This is a genomic window from Rhodococcus sp. AC861, from assembly GCF_979256035.1.
The window spans coordinates 49,716-68,158 of record NZ_CEEDMW010000008.1 but is presented as its reverse complement, the minus strand read 5'-3'; the positions used below and the strand labels follow the sequence as shown (position 1 = coordinate 68,158).

Annotated in this window: 19 protein-coding genes; 10 read left to right on the top strand and 9 right to left on the bottom strand. The window is 66.4% G+C overall.

Annotated features, from left to right (window positions below):
- Nucleotide 1: 1 nt before the first annotated feature.
- Genes AC0IX4_RS21740 through AC0IX4_RS21730 form a run of 3 tightly spaced genes read right to left on the bottom strand, consistent with a single transcriptional unit; the run spans nt 2 to nt 2,942 of the window.
- On the bottom strand, nt 2–301 hold the full coding sequence (locus tag AC0IX4_RS21740; RefSeq protein ID WP_471831061.1) for an AtuA-related protein: 300 nt from the start codon (nt 299–301) through the stop codon (nt 2–4).
- Nucleotides 298–1,632, bottom strand: coding sequence for an acyclic terpene utilization AtuA family protein (locus AC0IX4_RS21735; RefSeq protein ID WP_471831059.1), 1,335 nt, complete (start codon nt 1,630–1,632; stop codon nt 298–300). Before AC0IX4_RS21735 ends, AC0IX4_RS21740 begins: the two co-directional genes overlap by 4 nt.
- Entirely contained in the window at nt 1,629–2,942 is a 1,314-nt protein-coding gene (locus AC0IX4_RS21730; protein ID WP_471831057.1) for a CitMHS family transporter, read from the bottom strand. The genes AC0IX4_RS21735 and AC0IX4_RS21730 overlap by 4 nt, the downstream gene beginning before the upstream one ends.
- Before the next feature lie 102 nt (nt 2,943–3,044).
- Here AC0IX4_RS21730 and AC0IX4_RS21725 point away from each other — a divergent pair, with 102 nt between their 5' ends.
- Nucleotides 3,045–3,926 carry a LysR family transcriptional regulator gene (locus tag AC0IX4_RS21725; protein ID WP_471831055.1) on the top strand — a complete coding sequence of 294 codons (882 nt, stop codon included), beginning with the start codon at nt 3,045–3,047 and terminating at the stop codon, nt 3,924–3,926.
- On the opposite strand, the gene AC0IX4_RS21720 is transcribed toward AC0IX4_RS21725, so the two are convergent.
- On the bottom strand, nt 3,927–4,619 hold the full coding sequence (locus AC0IX4_RS21720) for a TerD family protein (RefSeq protein ID WP_471831053.1): 693 nt from the start codon (nt 4,617–4,619) through the stop codon (nt 3,927–3,929).
- A gap of 242 nt (nt 4,620–4,861) precedes the next feature.
- On the opposite strand from AC0IX4_RS21720, the gene AC0IX4_RS21715 reads away from it, so the two are divergent.
- Nucleotides 4,862–5,311: an Hsp20/alpha crystallin family protein gene (locus AC0IX4_RS21715; RefSeq protein ID WP_042573789.1), complete on the top strand. Its 450-nt coding sequence runs from the start codon at nt 4,862–4,864 to the stop codon at nt 5,309–5,311.
- Nucleotides 5,312–5,412: 101 nt separating this feature from the next.
- Nucleotides 5,413–6,288, top strand: coding sequence for an SCO6745 family protein (locus AC0IX4_RS21710; protein ID WP_471831051.1), 876 nt, complete (start codon nt 5,413–5,415; stop codon nt 6,286–6,288).
- Between the two features lies 1 nt (nt 6,289).
- Here AC0IX4_RS21710 and AC0IX4_RS21705 read toward each other — a convergent pair whose 3' ends face one another.
- Nucleotides 6,290–7,282 (bottom strand): sugar-binding transcriptional regulator, encoded by a 993-nt coding sequence (locus AC0IX4_RS21705; RefSeq protein ID WP_471831049.1) that lies wholly within the window; start codon nt 7,280–7,282, stop codon nt 6,290–6,292.
- Nucleotides 7,283–7,448: 166 nt separating this feature from the next.
- On the opposite strand from AC0IX4_RS21705, the gene AC0IX4_RS21700 reads away from it, so the two are divergent.
- Genes AC0IX4_RS21700 through AC0IX4_RS21690 form a run of 3 tightly spaced genes read left to right on the top strand, consistent with a single transcriptional unit; the run spans nt 7,449 to nt 11,537 of the window.
- The gene (locus tag AC0IX4_RS21700) at nt 7,449–8,288 is read left to right on the top strand and encodes an MIP/aquaporin family protein (RefSeq protein ID WP_471831048.1); all 840 of its coding nucleotides are present in this window, start codon (nt 7,449–7,451) and stop codon (nt 8,286–8,288) included.
- A gap of 31 nt (nt 8,289–8,319) precedes the next feature.
- Nucleotides 8,320–9,831 carry a glycerol kinase GlpK gene (gene glpK / locus AC0IX4_RS21695; RefSeq protein ID WP_471831047.1) on the top strand — a complete coding sequence of 504 codons (1,512 nt, stop codon included), beginning with the start codon at nt 8,320–8,322 and terminating at the stop codon, nt 9,829–9,831.
- Nucleotides 9,828–11,537 (top strand): glycerol-3-phosphate dehydrogenase/oxidase, encoded by a 1,710-nt coding sequence (locus tag AC0IX4_RS21690; RefSeq protein WP_042573785.1) that lies wholly within the window; start codon nt 9,828–9,830, stop codon nt 11,535–11,537. The genes glpK and AC0IX4_RS21690 overlap by 4 nt, the downstream gene beginning before the upstream one ends.
- 58 nt (nt 11,538–11,595) lie before the next feature.
- Here the strand turns inward: AC0IX4_RS21690 and AC0IX4_RS21685 are convergent, their stop codons facing one another.
- A complete protein-coding gene (locus AC0IX4_RS21685) occupies nt 11,596–12,408 on the bottom strand; it encodes a formate/nitrite transporter family protein (RefSeq protein ID WP_471831046.1) in 813 nt (270 codons plus the stop codon).
- Nucleotides 12,409–12,498: 90 nt separating this feature from the next.
- Nucleotides 12,499–12,642 carry a hypothetical protein gene (locus AC0IX4_RS21680; RefSeq protein WP_197074702.1) on the bottom strand — a complete coding sequence of 48 codons (144 nt, stop codon included), beginning with the start codon at nt 12,640–12,642 and terminating at the stop codon, nt 12,499–12,501.
- A gap of 140 nt (nt 12,643–12,782) precedes the next feature.
- On the opposite strand from AC0IX4_RS21680, the gene AC0IX4_RS21675 reads away from it, so the two are divergent.
- The 4 genes from AC0IX4_RS21675 to AC0IX4_RS21660 all read left to right on the top strand — a co-directional run bounded on the left by AC0IX4_RS21675 (nt 12,783) and on the right by AC0IX4_RS21660 (nt 14,900).
- Nucleotides 12,783–13,070, top strand: a complete 288-nt coding sequence (locus tag AC0IX4_RS21675) for a hypothetical protein (RefSeq protein WP_156148822.1) — start codon at nt 12,783–12,785, stop codon at nt 13,068–13,070.
- Nucleotides 13,057–14,019 (top strand): hypothetical protein, encoded by a 963-nt coding sequence (locus tag AC0IX4_RS21670; RefSeq protein ID WP_471831044.1) that lies wholly within the window; start codon nt 13,057–13,059, stop codon nt 14,017–14,019. Before AC0IX4_RS21675 ends, AC0IX4_RS21670 begins: the two co-directional genes overlap by 14 nt.
- Nucleotides 14,016–14,444 carry a hypothetical protein gene (locus AC0IX4_RS21665; protein ID WP_471831043.1) on the top strand — a complete coding sequence of 143 codons (429 nt, stop codon included), beginning with the start codon at nt 14,016–14,018 and terminating at the stop codon, nt 14,442–14,444. The genes AC0IX4_RS21670 and AC0IX4_RS21665 overlap by 4 nt, the downstream gene beginning before the upstream one ends.
- 126 nt (nt 14,445–14,570) lie before the next feature.
- Nucleotides 14,571–14,900, top strand: a complete 330-nt coding sequence (locus AC0IX4_RS21660) for a TfoX/Sxy family protein (protein WP_471831042.1) — start codon at nt 14,571–14,573, stop codon at nt 14,898–14,900.
- Between the two features lie 107 nt (nt 14,901–15,007).
- Here the strand turns inward: AC0IX4_RS21660 and AC0IX4_RS21655 are convergent, their stop codons facing one another.
- Nucleotides 15,008–16,393: a rhamnulokinase gene (locus AC0IX4_RS21655; protein ID WP_471831040.1), complete on the bottom strand. Its 1,386-nt coding sequence runs from the start codon at nt 16,391–16,393 to the stop codon at nt 15,008–15,010.
- Nucleotides 16,393–18,423, bottom strand: a complete 2,031-nt coding sequence (locus tag AC0IX4_RS21650) for a bifunctional aldolase/short-chain dehydrogenase (protein ID WP_471831038.1) — start codon at nt 18,421–18,423, stop codon at nt 16,393–16,395. Before AC0IX4_RS21650 ends, AC0IX4_RS21655 begins: the two co-directional genes overlap by 1 nt.
- Nucleotides 18,424–18,443: the final 20 nt, after the last annotated feature.

Here is an 18,443-nt window from a genome sequence, read left to right as displayed (position 1 = left end):
GTCAGATCTCGAGCCCCAACAAGTGATAGCTCAGTGCCTTGCCGTGCCCGTCCAGTTCCGCCGAGCCGGTGACCCCGCCGCCGAGTTGTCCCGGTAGCTCGAAGACCACGGCCAGAACGGTCGCCAGCACGGTTCGTCGCGGCGCTCGGATGGTGCGGTTGCCGTAATGCGCGACGACGGCATCAAGGGTCAGATCCCGGGCCAGTATGTCGAACGACGCTGCATCCCTCGCGAAGACCGAGAGGATGAGGGTGTCGCCTTTGTCCCCGGTGCGGACGTCGGCCAGGTCGTCGATGATCATCGTGTGCCCTCCAGCAAGTGAACCTCGGTGTGCACCAGGTGCCGTGGAAGCGATGTCGATCGAATGCACAGGACCTCCGCACAGGACCGCCGTGCACCGCCTCCGCCGGCAGGACCGTTGGTGTACAGACTCTCCACTTCCCACCCGACCACGTCGGCATCCTCCCGTGACCCCGCCCGCCCGGTGACGCGGAGCCGCACCTCGGTCGGTGCGGTGTCGGTGGCGAGGCCACGGAAAGCCGCTCCGGCACCGATCAATTCGACGGTCACACCGTCCGGGTCGAATCCGTGGACGTCGGCGAGGCGCTGCGTGACGATGTCCGCGGCGAGTTGGGCGCGCTCGTACGCGCGAGGTCCCGCGTAGCTGATCTGGCCTTCGCCGATCCACCCGTCAAGGAAGCCAAGCGTCACCTTGAGGTCGTCCGGTCGGATGCGACCGGTGGCGCCGGTGAGGGACACCCTGTCCGGTCCGACCTGCTCGAAGGTCACCGCGCCGAAATCGGCCGTGACGTCCGGCGTCAGATACGTGGTGGGGTCGCCGACCTCGTACAGCAATTGCTCGGTTGCCGTACGCGTGGTGAGCATCCCACCGGTTCCGTCGACTTTGCCGAAGACAGCTGCGGCGTCCGCGGACACGTCTGCGTAGGGGAATCCCAGATCAGCCAGACCCGGAACGGGCTTGGTGACCGGATCCGCGTAATAGCCGCCGGTCAGTTGCCCCGCGCATTCCAGCAGGTGTCCCACCGCCGTCGCTGCGCCGATGATGTCGGCATCGCCGAGATCCCAGCCGAACTCGTGGACGAGCGGCGCGACGTACAGCGACGGGTCGGCGAGTCGGCCCGTCACGACGATGTCGGCACCGGCTGTCAGTGCCGGCACCACCGCGTCGGCACCGATGTAGGCGTTCGCGCACACGAGCATCTCGGGATGCGCCGAGAGTGATTTACCGGTCTCCCAGACTTCGGGATCGAGTGCACGCACCGCCTCGAGGACGTCGTCACCGGTCACTGCGGCGACGCGCGCACGGTCGCCGACACTGCTCGCAATTCGGCGCGCCGCGGCGAGAGGATTCGCTGCGCCGCCGTTGGTGATGACGGTGGTGCCCCGCCGGAGAACATGAGGCAGAACGGCTTTCATGCGAGCGAGGAGCAAGGTGTCGTATCCGGAGTCGGGGTCGGCGAGTCGACGTGCATTGCCGGCCGCAACGGTGCGTTCTCCGAGGCACTCGAAGATGAGGTAGTCGAGATCTCCGTGTTCGGCCAGAGTCACGGCGGGATCGATGCGATCGCCGGAGAATCCGGAGCCGGCGCCGAGGCGAATCGTCTTTCTCACAGCGAGATCGCTCCTGTCAGGAGGGCCACCACGGTCATGACGATGGTGGTGCCGAACGCCCACCCGAAGATGAAGCGCTGGTGCTTGCCCAATTCCACCTTCGTCATGCCGATCAGCACGAACGTCGCTGCGGTCAGCGGACTGAGCGGGAAGCCGGTGGTCATCTGGCCGAGGATGGCGGCGCGGCCCGTCTCCATCGGATCGCCGCCGAACGAGGCCGTGGTCTCGGCGAGAACCGGGAGCACGCCGAAGTAGTAGGCGTCAGGAGTGAAGACCAGGCTCAGCGGCATCGATGTGATCGCGGTGATGACGGGGATGGAGGAACCGAAGGAGTCGGGGATCCAGGACACGAACGTTTCTGCCATCGCGGTGATCATGCCGGTGCCGTTGAGGACTCCGGTGAGCACGCCCGCAGCGAGGATCATGACGACCACCATCGTGACGTTGCCGCCGTGCTTGGCGAACACTTCCTGCTGCGCCGACCACCTCGGCTTGTTGACCAGGACGGCCAGCGCGAAGGCAATGGCGAACGCCACCTGCAGCGGGGCCAGCTGGAACAGCAGGATGACCAGCAGCACCAGTGTCAGCACGACGTTGAAGGCCATGACGGCGGGATGCACCGTGGTGCGGACCGGCAAGTCGTCGACATGGGGCGTACCGGGGCCGGCCTTCACGGGTGTGACGGTTTCCGTCAGAGCGCCGATCCGCTTGCTTTCCATGCGGCCGATCATGAACGCGGAGAACAGCACCCACACGATGCCCGCGGCCATGGCCGGGATGACGGGCGTGAAGATGTCGGCGCTCGTCGCGTCGAGGGCCGCCATGGCGCGCACCGTCGGGCCGCCCCACGGGATGATGTTCATGATGCCGGCGGACAGGGCGATGATGCCGGTGAGCGCGAGCGGCCGCATTCCGATGCGCTGGTAGATCGGCAGCATCGCGGAGACCATGATGAGGAAGGTCGAGGTGCCGTCACCGTCGAGGGCGACCATCAACGTCAGGACGGCGGTGCCGACGGCGATCTTGGTCGGGCTGCCTCCGGCCCACCGCACGACGCGGCGGATTGCGGGGTCGAAGAGACCCTGGTCGACCATCAGGCTGAAGTACAGCACCGCGAACGCGATCATGATGGCGACCGGGGCGACCTTGATCAGGCCCTCCGCAATCATGTCGCCGAGGTCGGCGCCGAAGCCGCCGATGAGTGCGAAACCGATGGGGACCAGTACGAGGGCCACCAGCACCGACACCCGTCGGGTGAATGTCAGTGCCAGAAACGTGACGATCGTGGCGAAGCCGAGCGCTGCAACCATGTGACCTCCTTCAAGGACTTCGTCACATGTTGCTCACATCACAATTGCAAGTCCAATATCAATTGCCGATGCATTGATGGCACCCGTGCATAGACTCGACGGGTGAACCTCAACCTGGGGATGACGCACCTCCGCTGCATCGTCGCGATTGCCGACCACGAGAGTTTCACGGCGGCGGCCTCGGCGCTCGGCATGGTGCAGTCCTCGCTCAGCAGATCGGTCGCAGAGGCGGAGCGCCGGCTCGATGTCACGCTGTTCGAGCGGACGACCCGCAGAGTCGTCGTGACACCCGATGGTGTCGCCGTCACGCAATACGCGCGGAAGATGGTGCAGGACTTCGACGAGGGTCTTGCCCAGATCGGCCGTTTCGTCACCGGGGATCGCGGCACCGTGTCGGTCGCGTGCCTTCCCTCACTCGCCGCGACGTTCCTTCCGCCCTATGTGGTGCAGTTCCGGCGGGACCACCCGGACGTATTGCTCGAAATCCGGGACGGGCTGCGACAGGAAGCGCTGACCGACCTGCTGAACGGCACCGTGGACATGGCACTGGTTTCGGCGCCGACGACCGAACCCGGACTTGTCCACCGAACTCTGACCACGGACTCGTTCCACTGCGCGTTCGCCGCCGGTCACCCCTTCGACGGCCGGGAGCGCATCGAGTGGGCGGAACTGGCCGGCGAGTCGTTCATCGCCTTCGGGGCGCAGAGCAGCATCGCCGGACCCGTCGCCCGTGCGCTCGACGACGCGGATGTGCGAACCGGCCCCGTCATGCATGCGCAGAACGTCGGCGCCGTCGCGGGCCTGGTCGCGGCGGGTCTCGGTGTCACCGCCGTTCCGCAGTTGGTCCTGCCCATGATGGAGTTCGCGGGGCTGCGTCACGCCCCGTTGTCGCCGACCGTAGAGCGGACCATCTCGCTCGTGCGGGTCGAGGGCCGACACGAGACCGCGAGCGTGAAGAACTTCGTGCGCTGCCTGACGGGCTGACTACTTGCGCCCCGCCGCCCACCGCATGCCCCAGCCGTACTTCTTGTCCAGGTCCGCCTGGCTGCCCTGGATGTACTCGACCTCACGCGTGACCGTGATGCCCTGACCGGTGTTCTGGATCAGCGCGATGGAGCAGATGCGGGCGGAGTTGTTGTCGGAGTCCAGCCGTACCTCCACCTGCGGGCCGCTGGTGGGGAACAGCGTGACGACGCCGTCGACTGCGGCCCAGTTCGGTGCGCCGTCGTAGATCATCGCGAAGATGAGGATCCGCTTGAAGGCGTCGGGCCGCGCGAGGTTGATGTGCATGTTCTCGCCGCCCGTGACGGATCCGGAGCGATCGTCGCCGTCGAGCTGGATGAACGGTGCGCTCTCCAGCGCGCCGAAGCTCTTGCCCAGAGCCTGGATGACTCCCTTCGACCCGTCGGCCAGCTCGTAGAGGCAGCCGAGATCGAGATCGACCCCGCCGGTGCCGTACGACGCGGCGGCGAGTTTGGCCAGGAAGCCCTTCTTCTTCGGCTCGGGTGCGGCCGCGCCCTGCGACCAGTTGAGGTTGACGCGCATGGCGCCCTGGCTCTCGCCCTTCTTGGCCAGGTTCACCGTCGGCGCTGACTTCGACAGCGTCACCTTGCTCAGATTGACGCCGCCCGCTGCCGGGGCGGGGGTGGACGGCCTTTTGGTGTAATCGATCGCCATGGGTGAGAGGCCTTTCTTCCGGAAACGGCGGTGTCCGTTTCGCGCACTTCCATCAGCCTAGCCGCCGGGCGGGCTCCACACCTGTCGCTCACCAGTCCTGCTCTGCGAGTGCATCTTCGGGACAAGAATCTTCGAGAAAGTACTTGGCACTCTCCGGTGCCGAGTGCTAAATTCGGTGTCACGCACAGAGGAGCCGGGCATGACGGGCTCGGTATCCACGAGATATCAGGAGGTGTGTTGCTGTGCTTCGCTTCGATCCTTTCCGTGACCTCGACGCCATGACCTCGAGCTTGCTGGGAGCCGGGTCGGGCACCGACCGTTCGCCGCGGTTCATGCCGATGGATCTGTACAAGGTCGACGACCACTACGTTCTCGACGCCGACCTTCCCGGTGTGGATCCGGGCTCGATCGACCTCGACGTCGACCGTGGAACCCTCACGGTGACGGCCCACCGTTCGGCACCGAGCGGTGACTCCCGGCAGTGGCTCACCTCGGAGCGCTTCACGGGCACCTACCGTCGCCAGCTCGCGCTGGGTGACGGCATCGACACCGAGCGCATCACCGCGTCGTACGACAACGGTGTTCTCTCCGTGCACATCCCGCTGTCCGAGCGCGCCGCGCCGCGCAAGATCAGTATCGCGCAGGCCGAGAACACCGGTGAGCAGACCTCGCTCGAGGCATCGGCGTCCTGACACCGCATTCCGGACAGCGCTGGGCACTCCCACCAGGGAGTGTCCAGCGCTGTCGTCGATTCGGGGGTCCCGCGGTACACCGAGCCCAGTAGGTTCGACCCATGACCGACTCCACGGCAGCTGCCCACGCCCGCGCTGCGTACCGCACGTTCGAGCCCTTCCACATCTCGGCCTACTTCAACCCGGAACTCGGGAATGCAGGGAAGGACACCGGCCTCGACGGACACGCCTGGTACGTGGGCTCCCGGGCTCAGCCGATGGGGCCGTGCGCTGCCGACGTCGTCGCGGCCGCGTTCTACAGCTTCAGCCCGGTGCTCGTCGGGCGCGCCTGGCCGGCCGCGGTCGCTGCCGGCCTCGACGCCGTCGCCGAACGCCGATGGGCGGCGCTGGACACAGTTCTCGGACAAGCGTTGGGCGAGTTGGCAACCGACCCGGGCCTCACGTCGCTGGCCGACCGCCTGCACGGCATCGGCGACACGCTGACCTTCGCCGGCCGCCCACTGTCCGCAGCGTGGCATCAGTCGTCGGCGCCCGACGTCCCGCACCTGCAGCTGTGGCATGCGATTGCAGTATTGAGGGAATGGCGCGGGGACGGCCATCTCGCGGCACTGCTCGATGCCCAGTTGGACCCGGTCGAGGCCTGCGTCTTCCACGAGGCTCAGCACCCCGAGCCCGGCGCGCGGCGCGTGCTGGGACGCCGCATCACACAGCTGACGCGCGAGTGGTCGGACGAGCAGTGGGACTCCGCGGCCGAGCAGCTCGCCGCGCGTGGTCTGCTCACGTCAGCCGACGGTGTCGAGACCCTGACGGACGACGGCGTCGCACTCGACCGCCACATCGAGGACCGGACCGACATCATGGCGTCCGCGGCGTGGCGTGGTGTCGACGATGCGGAGGAGCTCTTCGCCTCCGCACGGCCCTACGTCAAGGCCGTCATCTCCGCAGGCATTCTGCCCGGGACGAAGAAGAAGAGCTGACCTACGCCTGCAACAGTGTTGCCGCGCTGAGGTCGTCGATCACGAGGTCGGTGACGATCTTGCCCGCGAGGGCGGCTCGCAGTGCGGTGAGCTTGTACTCGCCCGCGACGATGCACACCCGCCGTGGAACAGCTTTGAGCCGGTCGAGTCGTGGGCCGCTCGCACGATCGTTCAGCGCGATGCGGTCGTAACTGCCGTCGGAGCGGAGGAAGACGGTGGCGATGTCACCGACGACTCCGTCCCGGTCCAGTTCGTCGAGGTCCGACTTCTCCAGGTAGCCCGCGCTGTAGACGTGGCTCGGCACGGCACCGCCGTGGACGCCGATGCTGAAGACCGCGAGGTCCATGCGCTCCTGGAGATCCAGAACGCGCTTGATGCTGCGTTCGCGCCAGAGCATCTGCCGAGTCTCCGGGTAGTCGAAGAACGCGGGAACCGGAAAGCCCTGCGGCAGAGCGCCGTATGCGTCGGCGACAGTGCGGACGATGTCCGTCGCGTAGGACACTCCGGTGGTGCGTGTGTTGGCTGCGCCGTTGAGTTGAACGACGTGCGAGTTGTGCGTGCGCTTCGGAGCGAGGTGTCGACTGACCGCGCTCAGGGTTGTACCCCACGCAACGCCCATGACCATGTCGGAGGCGAAGAACGTCGTCAGCAGTCGGCCCGCGAACATGGCCACCCGGTCGAGGCGATCGACGTCGCTCACCGTCTCCGGAACAGGCACGACGTGAGCCCGCACTCCGTAGCGATCGGCGAACGCGCGCTCGAGTCCGGGCGCTTGGCCCGACGCGGTGCTGATCTTGATCTCCACGAGTCCCGACGTGCGGGCGAACGTGATGAGGCGGGAGACCGTGCTGCGGGAGACACCCATTTCGCGGCCGATCGCCGCCATCGTCAAGTCCTGGAAGTAGTAGAGCCGAGCGGCCTGCACGGCGTCCGTGGTGCGCGGATCCGTCGCGTCGGGGAGCAGGTGTTCCCCGTACATGTTCAGCTCCGACACCACCTCACGCTAAACCATGATCCGGCCACTTCGGTACCTGGATCGAGTCGCATTTGCACATATGTGCACACGCTTTGCGCCGACGTGCATGTCACCTAGCATTGCGTTCACCGAGTTCTTATGGCGTGCATCACAAATATGCACCACAACTACCAGGAGGCTGTGCATGGCGGACAAGCGCGCGAAGTGGGGGTTGCCGACAGAGATGGCAGCCGAATTCGCGGGAACGATGATCCTCATTCTGTTCGGTGCCGGCGTCGTCGCGCAGGTGGTCTCCGGTGGTGAGTCGGGAAGCCTCGGCGACCACGACTCCATCGCCTGGGCCTGGGGCCTGGGTGTCATGTTCGGCGTCTACGTCGCCGGCCGCGCCACCGGCGCCCACCTCAATCCCGCGGTCACGCTGTCCTTCGCGTTGTTCCGAGGCTTCGCGTGGTCGAAGGTCGCGCCGTACGCCCTCGCTCAGACACTCGGCGCCTTCGTGGCCGCCTTGCTGGTGCGGTGGAACTACAACGACATGCTCAACGCGATCGACCCCGAGCACACCACCGCCACCCAGACGATCTTCTCGACGCTCCCGGGTAACGGCACGCTGCCCGTCAGCCTCGGCTCCGCGCTGATCGACCAGATCATCGGTACCGCGATCCTGCTGTTCCTCATCGTTGCCGTGACCGACACCCGCAACAGCCCGCCGCTGTCCAACATGGCGCCGCTCATCATCGGCTTCATCGTGGTGGCCATCGGCTTCGCGTGGGGCACCAACGCCGGATACGCGATCAACCCGGCTCGTGATTTCGGACCCCGCCTGGCGTCGTTCATCACGGGATACGGTGGGGCATGGCGAGATCAGTACGGAAGCCTCTACTTCTGGGTGCCGATTGTCGGGCCCATCATCGGCGGCCCGATCGGCGTGCTGCTCTACGACAACCTGGTGGGCCGGTTCCTGCCGGCCGATCCCGACGGCGACGACGAGCAAGAGCCCAGCCGTCTGCCCGAGAAGTCCGCGTGATCGTCCACTCCACTACCCAGGAGAACCACTCATGACCGAAACCCGTTACGTCGCAGCGATCGATCAGGGCACCACCTCGACCCGGTGCATGATCTTCGATCACAAGGGCACCGTCGTCGCCGCCGACCAGCGCGAGCACAAGCAGATCTTCCCGCAGGCCGGCTGGGTCGAACACGACGCCGTCGAAATCTGGAACAACGTCCGTAGTGTCTCCGCGGGCGCACTCGCCGCAGCCGACCTCACACCCAAGGACATCGCGGCCGTGGGCATCACCAATCAGCGCGAGACCGCGCTGGTGTGGGAACGCTCCACCGGCAAGCCCGTCTACAACGCCATCGTCTGGCAGGACACCCGCACCGACCGCATCGTCACCAAGCTCGGCGGCGGTGACGCGAGCAAGTACACCGCGAAGACCGGTCTGCCGCTCGCGACCTACTTCTCGGGGCCCAAGGTCAAGTGGATCCTCGACAACGTCGAGGGTGCGCAGGAGAAGGCAGACGCCGGCGAGCTGTGCTTCGGCAACATGGACACCTGGGTCCTGTGGAACATGACCGGCGGTACCGACGGGGGTCTGCACTACACCGACCCCACCAACGCCTCGCGCACGCTGCTCATGGACCTCGACACTCTCGCCTGGGACGAGGGCATCTGTGCCGACATGGGCATCCCGATGTCCATGCTCCCGGAGATCCGCAGCTCGTCCGAGGTGTACGGCAACGTCCGCGAGCGCGGTTCGCTCAGCGGTGTCCCCATCGCCGGCATCCTCGGTGACCAGCAGGCCGCCACGTTCGGCCAGGCGTGCCTCTCGCCCGGTGAGGCGAAGAACACTTATGGCACAGGCAACTTCGTGCTGTTGAACACAGGTACCGACAAGGTGATGAGCAAGAACGGACTGCTCACCACGGTCTGCTACAAGATCGGCGATCAGCCGACGGTGTACGCCCTCGAGGGTTCCATCGCCGTCACCGGATCGCTGGTGCAGTGGCTGCGCGACAACCTCGGAATGATCTCCACCGCAGCGGATATCGAGGTCGACGCCCGCTCCGTGGACGACAACGGCGGCGCCTACTTCGTGCCCGCGTTCTCCGGTCTGTTCGCTCCGCACTGGCGCTCCGACGCCCGCGGCGCCATCGTCGGACTCACCCGATTCGTCAACAAGGGCCACCTGGCGCGAGCCGTGCTCGAGGCCACCGCGTACCAGACACGCGAGGTCATCGAGGCAATGAACGCCGATTCGGGCGTCGACCTCGAGGTGCTCAAGGTCGACGGCGGTATGGTGGTGAATGAGCTGCTGATGCAGTTCCAGTCCGACATCCTGAACGTGGATGTCGTCCGGCCGGTGGTCGCAGAGACCACTGCACTGGGCGCGGCGTACGCGGCGGGCCTTGCTGTCGGATTCTGGGCGAGCGAGGACGAGATCCGCGAGAACTGGGCCGAGGACAAGACGTGGACACCGTCCATGGATGACGCGGAGCGAGACAAGCTCTACGCCGGTTGGAAGAAAGCCGTCACACGAACACTCGATTGGGTCGATGCCGAATGAATTCCACCACAACAGCTCTCAGCCCCGAAGCCCGCAAGGAAGCACTCCGACGTCTCGCCACCGAGGAGATGGACGTCCTCGTCATCGGCGGCGGCGTCGTCGGGACGGGTGCAGCTCTCGACGCGGTCACCCGCGGCTTGAAGGTTGGTCTCGTCGAGGCGCGCGACTACGCCGCCGGGACCTCCAGCCGGTCCAGCAAGCTGTTCCACGGTGGCCTGCGCTACCTCGAGCAGTTCAACTTCGCGCTGGTCTTCGAGGCGCTCAAGGAGCGGTCGCTGGTCCTCAACGACCTGTGCCCGCACCTTGCACGCCCCGTGCCGTTCATCTATCCGCTCGAGAAGATCATCGACCGGCCGTATGTCGGCCTCGGTATCGGTGTCTACGACGTGATGGGCGCAGGCCGCGGAGTGCCCTCGCACCATAAGCACCTGGGCAAGAAGAAGACGCTCGAGTCGTTCCCGTCGGGCAAGCGCTCCGCCATCCGCGGTGCCGTGCGCTTCTACGAGGGCCAGGTAGACGACGCCCGCCACACCATGATGATCGCCCGCACCGCGGCGGCCTACGGAGCGTTGTGCGCCAACAGCACTCGCGTCACCGGCTTCCTGCGTGAGGACGACCGTGTTATCGGCGTCGTCGCGACGGACCTCGAGTCGGGGGAGTCGTTCGAGATCCACGCCAAGCAGGTCATCAACGCTGCCGGTGTGTGGACCGACGAGATCCAGGAGATGGTCGGCGGCCGCGGCCAGTTCCAGGTTCGCGCGTCCAAGGGCGTGCACCTGGTGGTGCCGCGCAACCGCATCAACAGCTCGACGGGCATCATCACCCGCACCGAGAAGTCGTTGCTGTTCGTGATTCCGTGGGGGAGCCACTGGATCATCGGCACCACCGACACCGACTGGAAGCTCGATCTGGCGCATCCCGCGGCCAGCAAGAGCGACATCGACTACATCCTCGGGCACGTCAACAAGCTGCTGCAGGATCCGCTCGATCACAAGGACGTCGTCGGTGTCTACGCCGGCCTCCGTCCGTTGCTGTACGGCGAGTCCGACTCCACCAGCACGCTGTCTCGCGAGCACGCCGTCTCCAGCCCCGTGCGTGGCCTCACCGTCATCGCCGGCGGCAAGTACACGACGTACCGGGTCATGGCGAAGGACGCGGTCGACTCCGCGGTGCACAACATGGAGCGCAAGGTTCCGGAGTGCGTCACCGAGAAGATCCCGCTCGTCGGTGCCGACGGCTACTTCGGCGCCTGGAACTCCCGTCAGCTCGCGGCCGAGCGCGCCGGGATGCGTGTCGGTCGGATGGAGCACCTGCTCGGGCGCTACGGCACCCTGGTCGGTGAGGTTCTCGAGCTGATCGATCAGAATCCGGAGCTCGGCAAGCCCCTGGAGAATGCGCCGGACTACCTCAAGGCCGAGGCCGTCTACGCCGCGAGCCACGAGGGTGCGCAGCACCTCGACGACATCCTGACGCGGCGCATCCGCGTGTCGATCGAGTTGGCCGATCGCGGCGAAGCCGCCGCGTCCGAGGTGGCCGCACTGGTCGCGCCGATCCTCGGGTGGGACGAGCAGCACGTGTCCGACGAGATCGAGCACTACCGCAAGCGTGTTGCGGCAGAACGCGAATCGCAGGCACAGCCGGACGACGAGACCGCCGACGCAGCACGACTCGGCGCTCCTGACGTCCGCGTGGGAGTCGGCGGCTGATCCTCCGCACCCCGTACGACCACCCTCCCCAGTCGACTGGGGAGGGTGTTCTGCTGTCTCAGGCTGCTTCGTTATTCCGTTCGGACTTCACCAGTTCCTTGGTCCGCACGAGGCGCAGCGCCGTCACCAGGAACACGCCACCGACGATGTTGAACGCCACCGTGTACCCGAACCACTCGATCCACTGCAGGTAGTCCACGTCCGCGCCGGCGTGAATGGCTCCGAAGATCAACAGCGAGTCCAGGATCGAGTGGAACAACTGGAGGCCCGCCAGCAGGAACCCCGCCGCCATGGCGGCGATGATGCGGGCGACGTCCGACGTGGTTCCCTGCTGCATCCTCGTCAGCAGTGTCATGGTGCTGCCACCGAGGATCGCCAGGCAGATCGACTGGGTGTTCAGGGGGGCGTCGACGAAGTGGTGCGCTGACTCGGACAACACGGTGAGCCACTGCGGGAATGCCTGCGCGACAAGCCACATGACTCCCCATCCACCGACCAGGTTGGCCAACAGGGTGCCGATCCAGAGTTTCGCGAGTTGCGCCGGGGTGCCGTCCTTCGAGACCACTGCGGCGACGGGCATGAGGAAGTCCTCGGTGAAGAGCTCGCTGTGCGCGAGATAGATTGCGACGAGCCCGATCCCGAACGCCAGTCCGGCGAGGAGATGGCTGCCCGTCTCGTCGAGCACAGCAAGGTAGGCCATTACACCGAGGGCCACTTCGAGACCGCCGAACAGCCCTGTGACTATGACGGCGCGAACGGTGCGGTGCAGACGCTCGGCACCCTCGGTGACGACCGCGTCGAAACTCTCTTCCAGTTCCTCTTCGACGGGACCTTCGTTGTCACCGTCATTGCGGCGCGCTTCTTCGCTCATCCTTCGGTATACCCCACGGGGTGAGCTGCTACCGGACGATCGTGGACTTCCGCCACCGCTGGGCGGGAGTGGGAGTCCACGATCGGGCAGTCAGCGCTTCTTCTTGTTCACCGCTGCGGAGGCGTCGTCGGCGGCAATGGTGCCCGCGGCCTTCGTTTTCTTGTCCAGTCGCTTTTCCTTCAGCGACTTACCCGATTTCTGTGTCATCGAGTTGCGCGGAGACTTGTCAGCCATGGTGTCAGCCCCTTGATCAAGGGAACCAGGTGGCTCCGATACGGCGAACACTACGCCTGATGCGGCGTGAGCAGCGCAAACGCCGATAGTGGAACGCGCCGTGCGACTGACGCGTCCTACCCCACAAGGGGGTGGGAACGATGACGTTCGTCGTCGCTGATGTGGGGGCCATGCGGGCCGCGAGTCGAAGTGTCCTCGGCGAGGCTGAGCAGATCGGTGTGCTGCCGCGCGGTGTGAACGCTCTACCCGGTGCCTCGACCGCGGCCGCACTGGCCCGGGCCGAGGCACGAGCGGTGTCGGCGCTGAACGATCTTGTCGCGGGTTTCTCCGCGACGGCGCGATCGCTGGACATTGCTGCCGTGGGTTACGCCGATGCGGACTCGGCTAATGCCGCACGGCTGGAGGGGATCCTGCGTGGAGGTCGCTGAGCTCGCGCCGCACCGAGAAGTGGTGGCGTCATGGGATCCCGGCAGCGTGCGGATCGACGCAGCGTGGATCGGCGACGGAGCGTCGGTTCTGGAATCTCGCGCAACGGCGATCGACCGCAGCCGTGTAGATCTGCGCGAGGCGTGGCAGGGTGCGGCCGGCGATGCTGCGGTAGGTCGTCTCGGACGTGATTGTGCTGCAGCGCAACGCCGGACGACTCAGCTGCGTGCGCTCGAGCGCGCAATTAGCGACGGTGCTTCTGCCATCGCCGTTGCTCGCGAGGCACTCCTCGACGCTGTCGTCGTGGCCGAGGCGGACGGTTGCCTCGTCGCACCGGACTGGTCGGTGGTCAGCACCGCTGACAACGGTGCCGCCCACGCGGCGGACATCGCTGCGCATGTACAGGCGCTGATCGATGCGGACGAGTCGTCTGCGAGGTCGATCGACGCCGCGTCCGCTGCACTTCTCGACGGCGAACCACGCCACTTCGTCCCCCTCGCAATCGGCCTGGCCTGGACCGTGGAGGCGGCGGTGCACGCGATGATCGCGGCCGGGGTGCTGTCCGTCGGCGCGATGGCCTTCGCACTGGTCGACCGGTTCGGCATGGATGCGTGGGATGAGATCCACGACGCGCTGCCGGACAGTTTCTTCCAGGACTCGGGGCCGGTCGATGCGGCGGGTGTCGACGACGTGTTGAACGATCTGACGGAGCCGGGCCGACGCGGTGTCAACAGACAAGTGGAGTCGGAGGAGGACGTACGAGCCGTCTTCGACGAACTCACTGAGCAGGGTAGGGCGGTCGGAACAGGTGACAGTGTCAAAATTATCGAGCGATACGAATTGCCGGACGGTACGGGAGTCCAGTTGCGAGTCGACAGCAAGTCTGGTGGATCAGTGATCGACATCGTGAAGCCGGAAGGTACTCAAGTGATCAAGGTGCATGTGCGATGAATGTCGAAGAGGGCCTGGAGTTTCGACTGCTCGACGAACTCGATGACGACTGGATGCCGCTGTGGGGCTTCGTGGCCATGGTTTCCGGTTTCCGGGGATGGAAAACCACGATCGACACCGTTGCGGGCGTCATTCGTTGGTTCGCTGAGTCCGGGTTGATGACGTTCGGAGTGATGGCGAACAACGGCGTCGGGTGGGAAGAGTGGGACGTAGACATCGACGAGTCGATGCGCCGGATCGCCGAGGGATACGGGAACAGCCAGGGCTACTTGGACGCTACGAAACGTGAAGACCTGGTCTGGTGCGAAGTGTTTCGTGCGAACATCACAGAAAAGGGTGAGCGACGTCTTGCGGAGCTCGAGGCACAGGGCATGACGTGGGACAACACGATCGGCCCGTTCGAGACTCGCAGCGGACTGCGGTGATCCGGTGCAGAAATCGTCGCTAGGCGAACATTTCTGCACCGGATTCGTCGCGACGGTGCGCTCACCCGCGCAATCCGCGGCTCCGCGCACCTTCCGGCGCGTCGGGAGGTGTCGTACAGTTTTCCCATGGCTCGTGACGCCGACCTCGAGGACAGGGTTCGCGCTGCGTTGTCCGCCAGGTCCACCGTGACCGAGAAAGCGATGTTCGGCGGGCTGGCGTTCATGGTCGACGGGAAGATGGTCGTATCCGTCGGCAACGGCGGCGGAGCATTGCTGGTGCGGGTACCGCGCGATCGCGATGACGACTACGTCGGACGCCCGGGAGCTCGCCGCGCTCAGATGGGCGCGGGCAGGTCGATGGGACAGGGGTGGATTTCCGTGAACGCGGCAGCTCTGGAGTCCGACGACGACCTGCTGGTCTGGATCGACGCCGCAACCTCGGCCGATACTTCCTAGCTCGCGTGCCGACGTTCTACCGCGGCAGGTACTCCACCAACTCGAACCAGTCCCGCACCACGGATCCTGTGCAGTAAACCGCGGACAGCGCGGATCACTGCACACGATCACCGCTTCGGCAGGTACTCCACCAACTCGAACGAGTTCCGCACCACCCGCCGCAGGTCGGCGAGCCCGCCGCTCACCACACCGGCAGCCCTGGCTTGGACCAGAACGTTGCCCAGGGCGGATCCCTCGACCGGTCCAGCGACCACCGGCAGTCCGGTGGCATCAGCGGTCAGCTGACACAGCAGCGCGTTCTGCGAACCGCCGCCGACGATGTGCACCACCTCGACGTCGATACCCGACAGCTCACCGGCCAGACGCACCGAGCGAGCGTAGGCCGCTGCGAGGCTGTCCACGATGCAGCGCACGAACGACGCGGGGGTCGTCGGAACCGGCACTCCGGCCGCGAGGCACTCGGCGGCAATTCGCGCCGGCATGTCGCCCGGTGGCAGGAACACGGGGAGGTCGGGATCGATGACCGACGACGCGGGCAGACCGGCAGCCTCGACGAGCAGTGCGCCGAGGGACAGCTCGAGACCGTCACGCTCCCACTGCCGCAACGACTCCTGCACCAGCCACATACCCATGACGTTGCGGAGCAGTCGCACGGTGCCGTCGACACCGGCCTCGTTCGTAAACCCACCGTCTCGGGCCGCAGACGTCACCACAGGCTCCTGCGTCTCGACTCCCACCAGCGACCAGGTGCCCGACGCGATGTACGCGAAGTTCGGTGTCGCAGCCGGAACCGCCACGATGGCCGACGCGGTGTCGTGAGTTCCCACCGCGACCACCGACGCGTCGGCACCGATCACGGTCGCGACGTCCGGGGAAAGCTGCCCGATCGTCGTTCCCGGTGCGACCAGGTCCGGCAACAGGTCCGCCTTCAGGCCGAGTGACGCGATCGAGTCGCGATCCCACACGCGGGTATGCGGGTCGAGGAGCCCGGTTGTCGACGCATTGGTCACCTCGCCTCGAGCGACGCCGGTGAGCCAGTACGCCAACAGGTCCGGGACCATGAGCAGGCGCCTGGCGACGCTCAGAGTATCGGGCGACTCGGCCAGCAACTGGTACACCGTGTTGAACGGCAGCGAAGAAATACCGCTGCGAGAGAACAGGTCCTCGTGCTCGCCGTCGGTGCGGGAGTCGCGGTAGTGGAACGGGACGCCGAGCATGCGCCCGTCGGCATCGAGAAGGGCGTAATCGACCGCCCACGTGTCGATGCCGACGGACGTCAACGGCTCGCCGTCCAACCGCTCGACCAGCGACCGCAATCCGTCGAGCACACCCTGATACAGCGCAAGGATGTTCCAGTGCAGCGATCCACCGAGTCGCACGGGGCGGTTCTCGAACCGCGCGATCTCCGTCAGGTCCACCCGACCGTCGACCACGCGCCCCAGCATCACTCGACCGCTCGACGCCCCCAGATCCACCGCCGCGAATGCCCCCATCAGCGCAGGAACGCGGCTGCGACACCCGCATCGACCGGGATGTGCAACCCGGTCGTGTGGGTCAGTTCTCCACCGGTCAAGGCGAACACGGCGTTGGCGACGTGCTCGGGCAGCACCTCGCGCTTGAGCAGCGTGCGCTGCGCGTAGTACTCGCCCAGCTTCTCCTCCTCGACGCCGTAGACCGCGGCGCGCTTGGCACCCCAGCCGCCCGCGAAGATGCCCGATCCGCGGACCACGCCGTCAGGGTTGATGCCGTTGACGCGGATCCCGTGATGGCCGAGCTCGGCGGCCAGCAGCCGAACCTGGTGTGCCTGATCAGCTTTCGTCGCCGAATACGCAATATTGTTGGGACCTGCGAACACCGAGTTCTTCGACGAGATGTAGACGATGTCGCCGCCCAGGCCCTGCTCGATCATGATGCGAGCCGCCTCGCGGGAGACGAGGAAGGATCCGCGTGCCATGACGTCGTGCTGCAGATCCCAGTCCTTGACGGTGGTCTCGAGCAGCGGCTTGGAGATGGACAGTCCGGCGTTGTTGACGACGAGGTCCACTCCACCGAAGGCCAGCACGGCGTCCGCGAACCCGGCTGCGATCTGTCCCTCGTCGGTGACGTCGGCCGCGATGCCCACGGCCACGTCGGCGCCACCGATCTCGGCAGCGGCAGCGGCGGCCTTCTCCACATCCAGGTCGGCGATCACCACGCACGCACCCTCGGCCGCCAGACGCTGCGCGATGGCCTTGCCGATTCCCGACGCGGCGCCGGTCACCAGTGCGATCCGGGTGGCCAGCGGCTTGGGTGCGGGCATCCGAGCGAGCTTCGCCTCCTCGAGCGCCCAGTACTCGATGCGGAACTTCTCGCGCTCGTCGATCGGGGCGTAGGTCGACACGGATTCGGCGCCGCGCATCACGTTGATGGCGTTGATGTAGAACTCGCCGGCGACGCGGGCGGTCTGCTTGTTGGCGCCGAAGGAGAACATGCCGACTCCGGGGATCAGCACGATGGCGGGATCGGCGCCGCGCATCGCGGGGCTGTCGGCCTCGGCGTGCTCGGTGTAGTAGCGGGCGTAGTCCTCGCGGTACGCGACGTGGAGTTCACGGAGTCGAGCCGAGACGTCCTCCAACGATGCGGTCGTCGGGAGGTCGAGCACCATCGGGCGCACCTTGGTGCGGAGGAAGTGATCGGGGCACGACGTTCCGAGTGCTGCGAGGCGCGGATGCTCGGACGAGGCGAGGAAGTCGAGGACGACGTCGCTGTCGTCGAAGTGGCCCACCTGCGGTCGGTCGGTCGACGCGAGCCCGCGGATCAGCGGGAACAGGGCCGCGGCGCGGGTGCGGCGGTCGTCCGCCGGCAGTGCCTCGAAGCCTGCCAGCGGGGATCCGAAGGGCTCCGAGCGACCGTTGTCGGCAAGGAACTGCTCGGCGGTGCGAATGATCTCGAGCGACCGTTCCTCGCTCTCGGAGCTGGTCGCGCCCCAGGCAGTGATGCCGTGCCCACCGAGGATGCACCCGATGGCCTGCGGGTTCTTCTCGGCGATCTCGGCGATGTCCAGCCCGAGCTGGAAGCCCGGGCGACGCCACGGCACCCACACCACACGGTCACCGAAGCACTTGCGCGTCAGCTCCTCCCCGTCGGCGGCGGTCGCGAGGGCGATGCCCGAGTCGGGGTGGAGGTGATCGACGTGCGCGGCCTCGACCAGACCGTGCATCGCGGTGTCGATGGACGGTGCCGCGCCGCCCTTGCCGTGCAGGCAGTAGTCGAAGGCGGCGACCATCTCGTCTTCGCGGTCGACGCCGGGGTAGACGTCCTTCAGGGCGCGGACGCGGTCGAGTCGCAACGCGGCGAGCCCGGCGGGCGTCAGCGTGCCCAGGTCACCGCCGGATCCCTTGACCCACAGCAGTTCCACGTCCTCACCGGTGACCGGGTCGGTCTCGGTTCCCTTCGCGGAGGTGTTGCCGCCCGCGTAGTTGGTGTTGCGCGCATCGGCGCCGAGTCTGTTGGACCGGGCGATCAGATCGTCGATCGTCGTCACAGTGGTTCTCCTGAGTAGGT

Bases quoted from the DNA above. Each gene is read 5' to 3' on its own strand.
- AC0IX4_RS21720 (WP_471831053.1), bottom strand. From the start codon at position 4,619: ATGGCGATCGATTACACCAAAAGGCCGTCCACCCCCGCCCCGGCAGCG.
- AC0IX4_RS21730 (WP_471831057.1), bottom strand. From the start codon at position 2,942: ATGGTTGCAGCGCTCGGCTTCGCCACGATCGTCACGTTTCTGGCACTG.
- AC0IX4_RS21740 (WP_471831061.1), bottom strand. From the start codon at position 301: ATGATCATCGACGACCTGGCCGACGTCCGCACCGGGGACAAAGGCGAC.
- AC0IX4_RS21660 (WP_471831042.1), top strand. From the start codon at position 14,571: ATGGCTCGTGACGCCGACCTCGAGGACAGGGTTCGCGCTGCGTTGTCC.
- AC0IX4_RS21665 (WP_471831043.1), top strand. From the start codon at position 14,016: ATGAATGTCGAAGAGGGCCTGGAGTTTCGACTGCTCGACGAACTCGAT.
- AC0IX4_RS21655 (WP_471831040.1), bottom strand. From the start codon at position 16,393: ATGGGGGCATTCGCGGCGGTGGATCTGGGGGCGTCGAGCGGTCGAGTG.
- AC0IX4_RS21685 (WP_471831046.1), bottom strand. From the start codon at position 12,408: ATGAGCGAAGAAGCGCGCCGCAATGACGGTGACAACGAAGGTCCCGTC.
- AC0IX4_RS21700 (WP_471831048.1), top strand. From the start codon at position 7,449: ATGGCGGACAAGCGCGCGAAGTGGGGGTTGCCGACAGAGATGGCAGCC.
- AC0IX4_RS21710 (WP_471831051.1), top strand. From the start codon at position 5,413: ATGACCGACTCCACGGCAGCTGCCCACGCCCGCGCTGCGTACCGCACG.
- AC0IX4_RS21690 (WP_042573785.1), top strand. From the start codon at position 9,828: ATGAATTCCACCACAACAGCTCTCAGCCCCGAAGCCCGCAAGGAAGCA.
- glpK (WP_471831047.1), top strand. From the start codon at position 8,320: ATGACCGAAACCCGTTACGTCGCAGCGATCGATCAGGGCACCACCTCG.
- AC0IX4_RS21675 (WP_156148822.1), top strand. From the start codon at position 12,783: ATGACGTTCGTCGTCGCTGATGTGGGGGCCATGCGGGCCGCGAGTCGA.
- AC0IX4_RS21680 (WP_197074702.1), bottom strand. From the start codon at position 12,642: ATGGCTGACAAGTCTCCGCGCAACTCGATGACACAGAAATCGGGTAAG.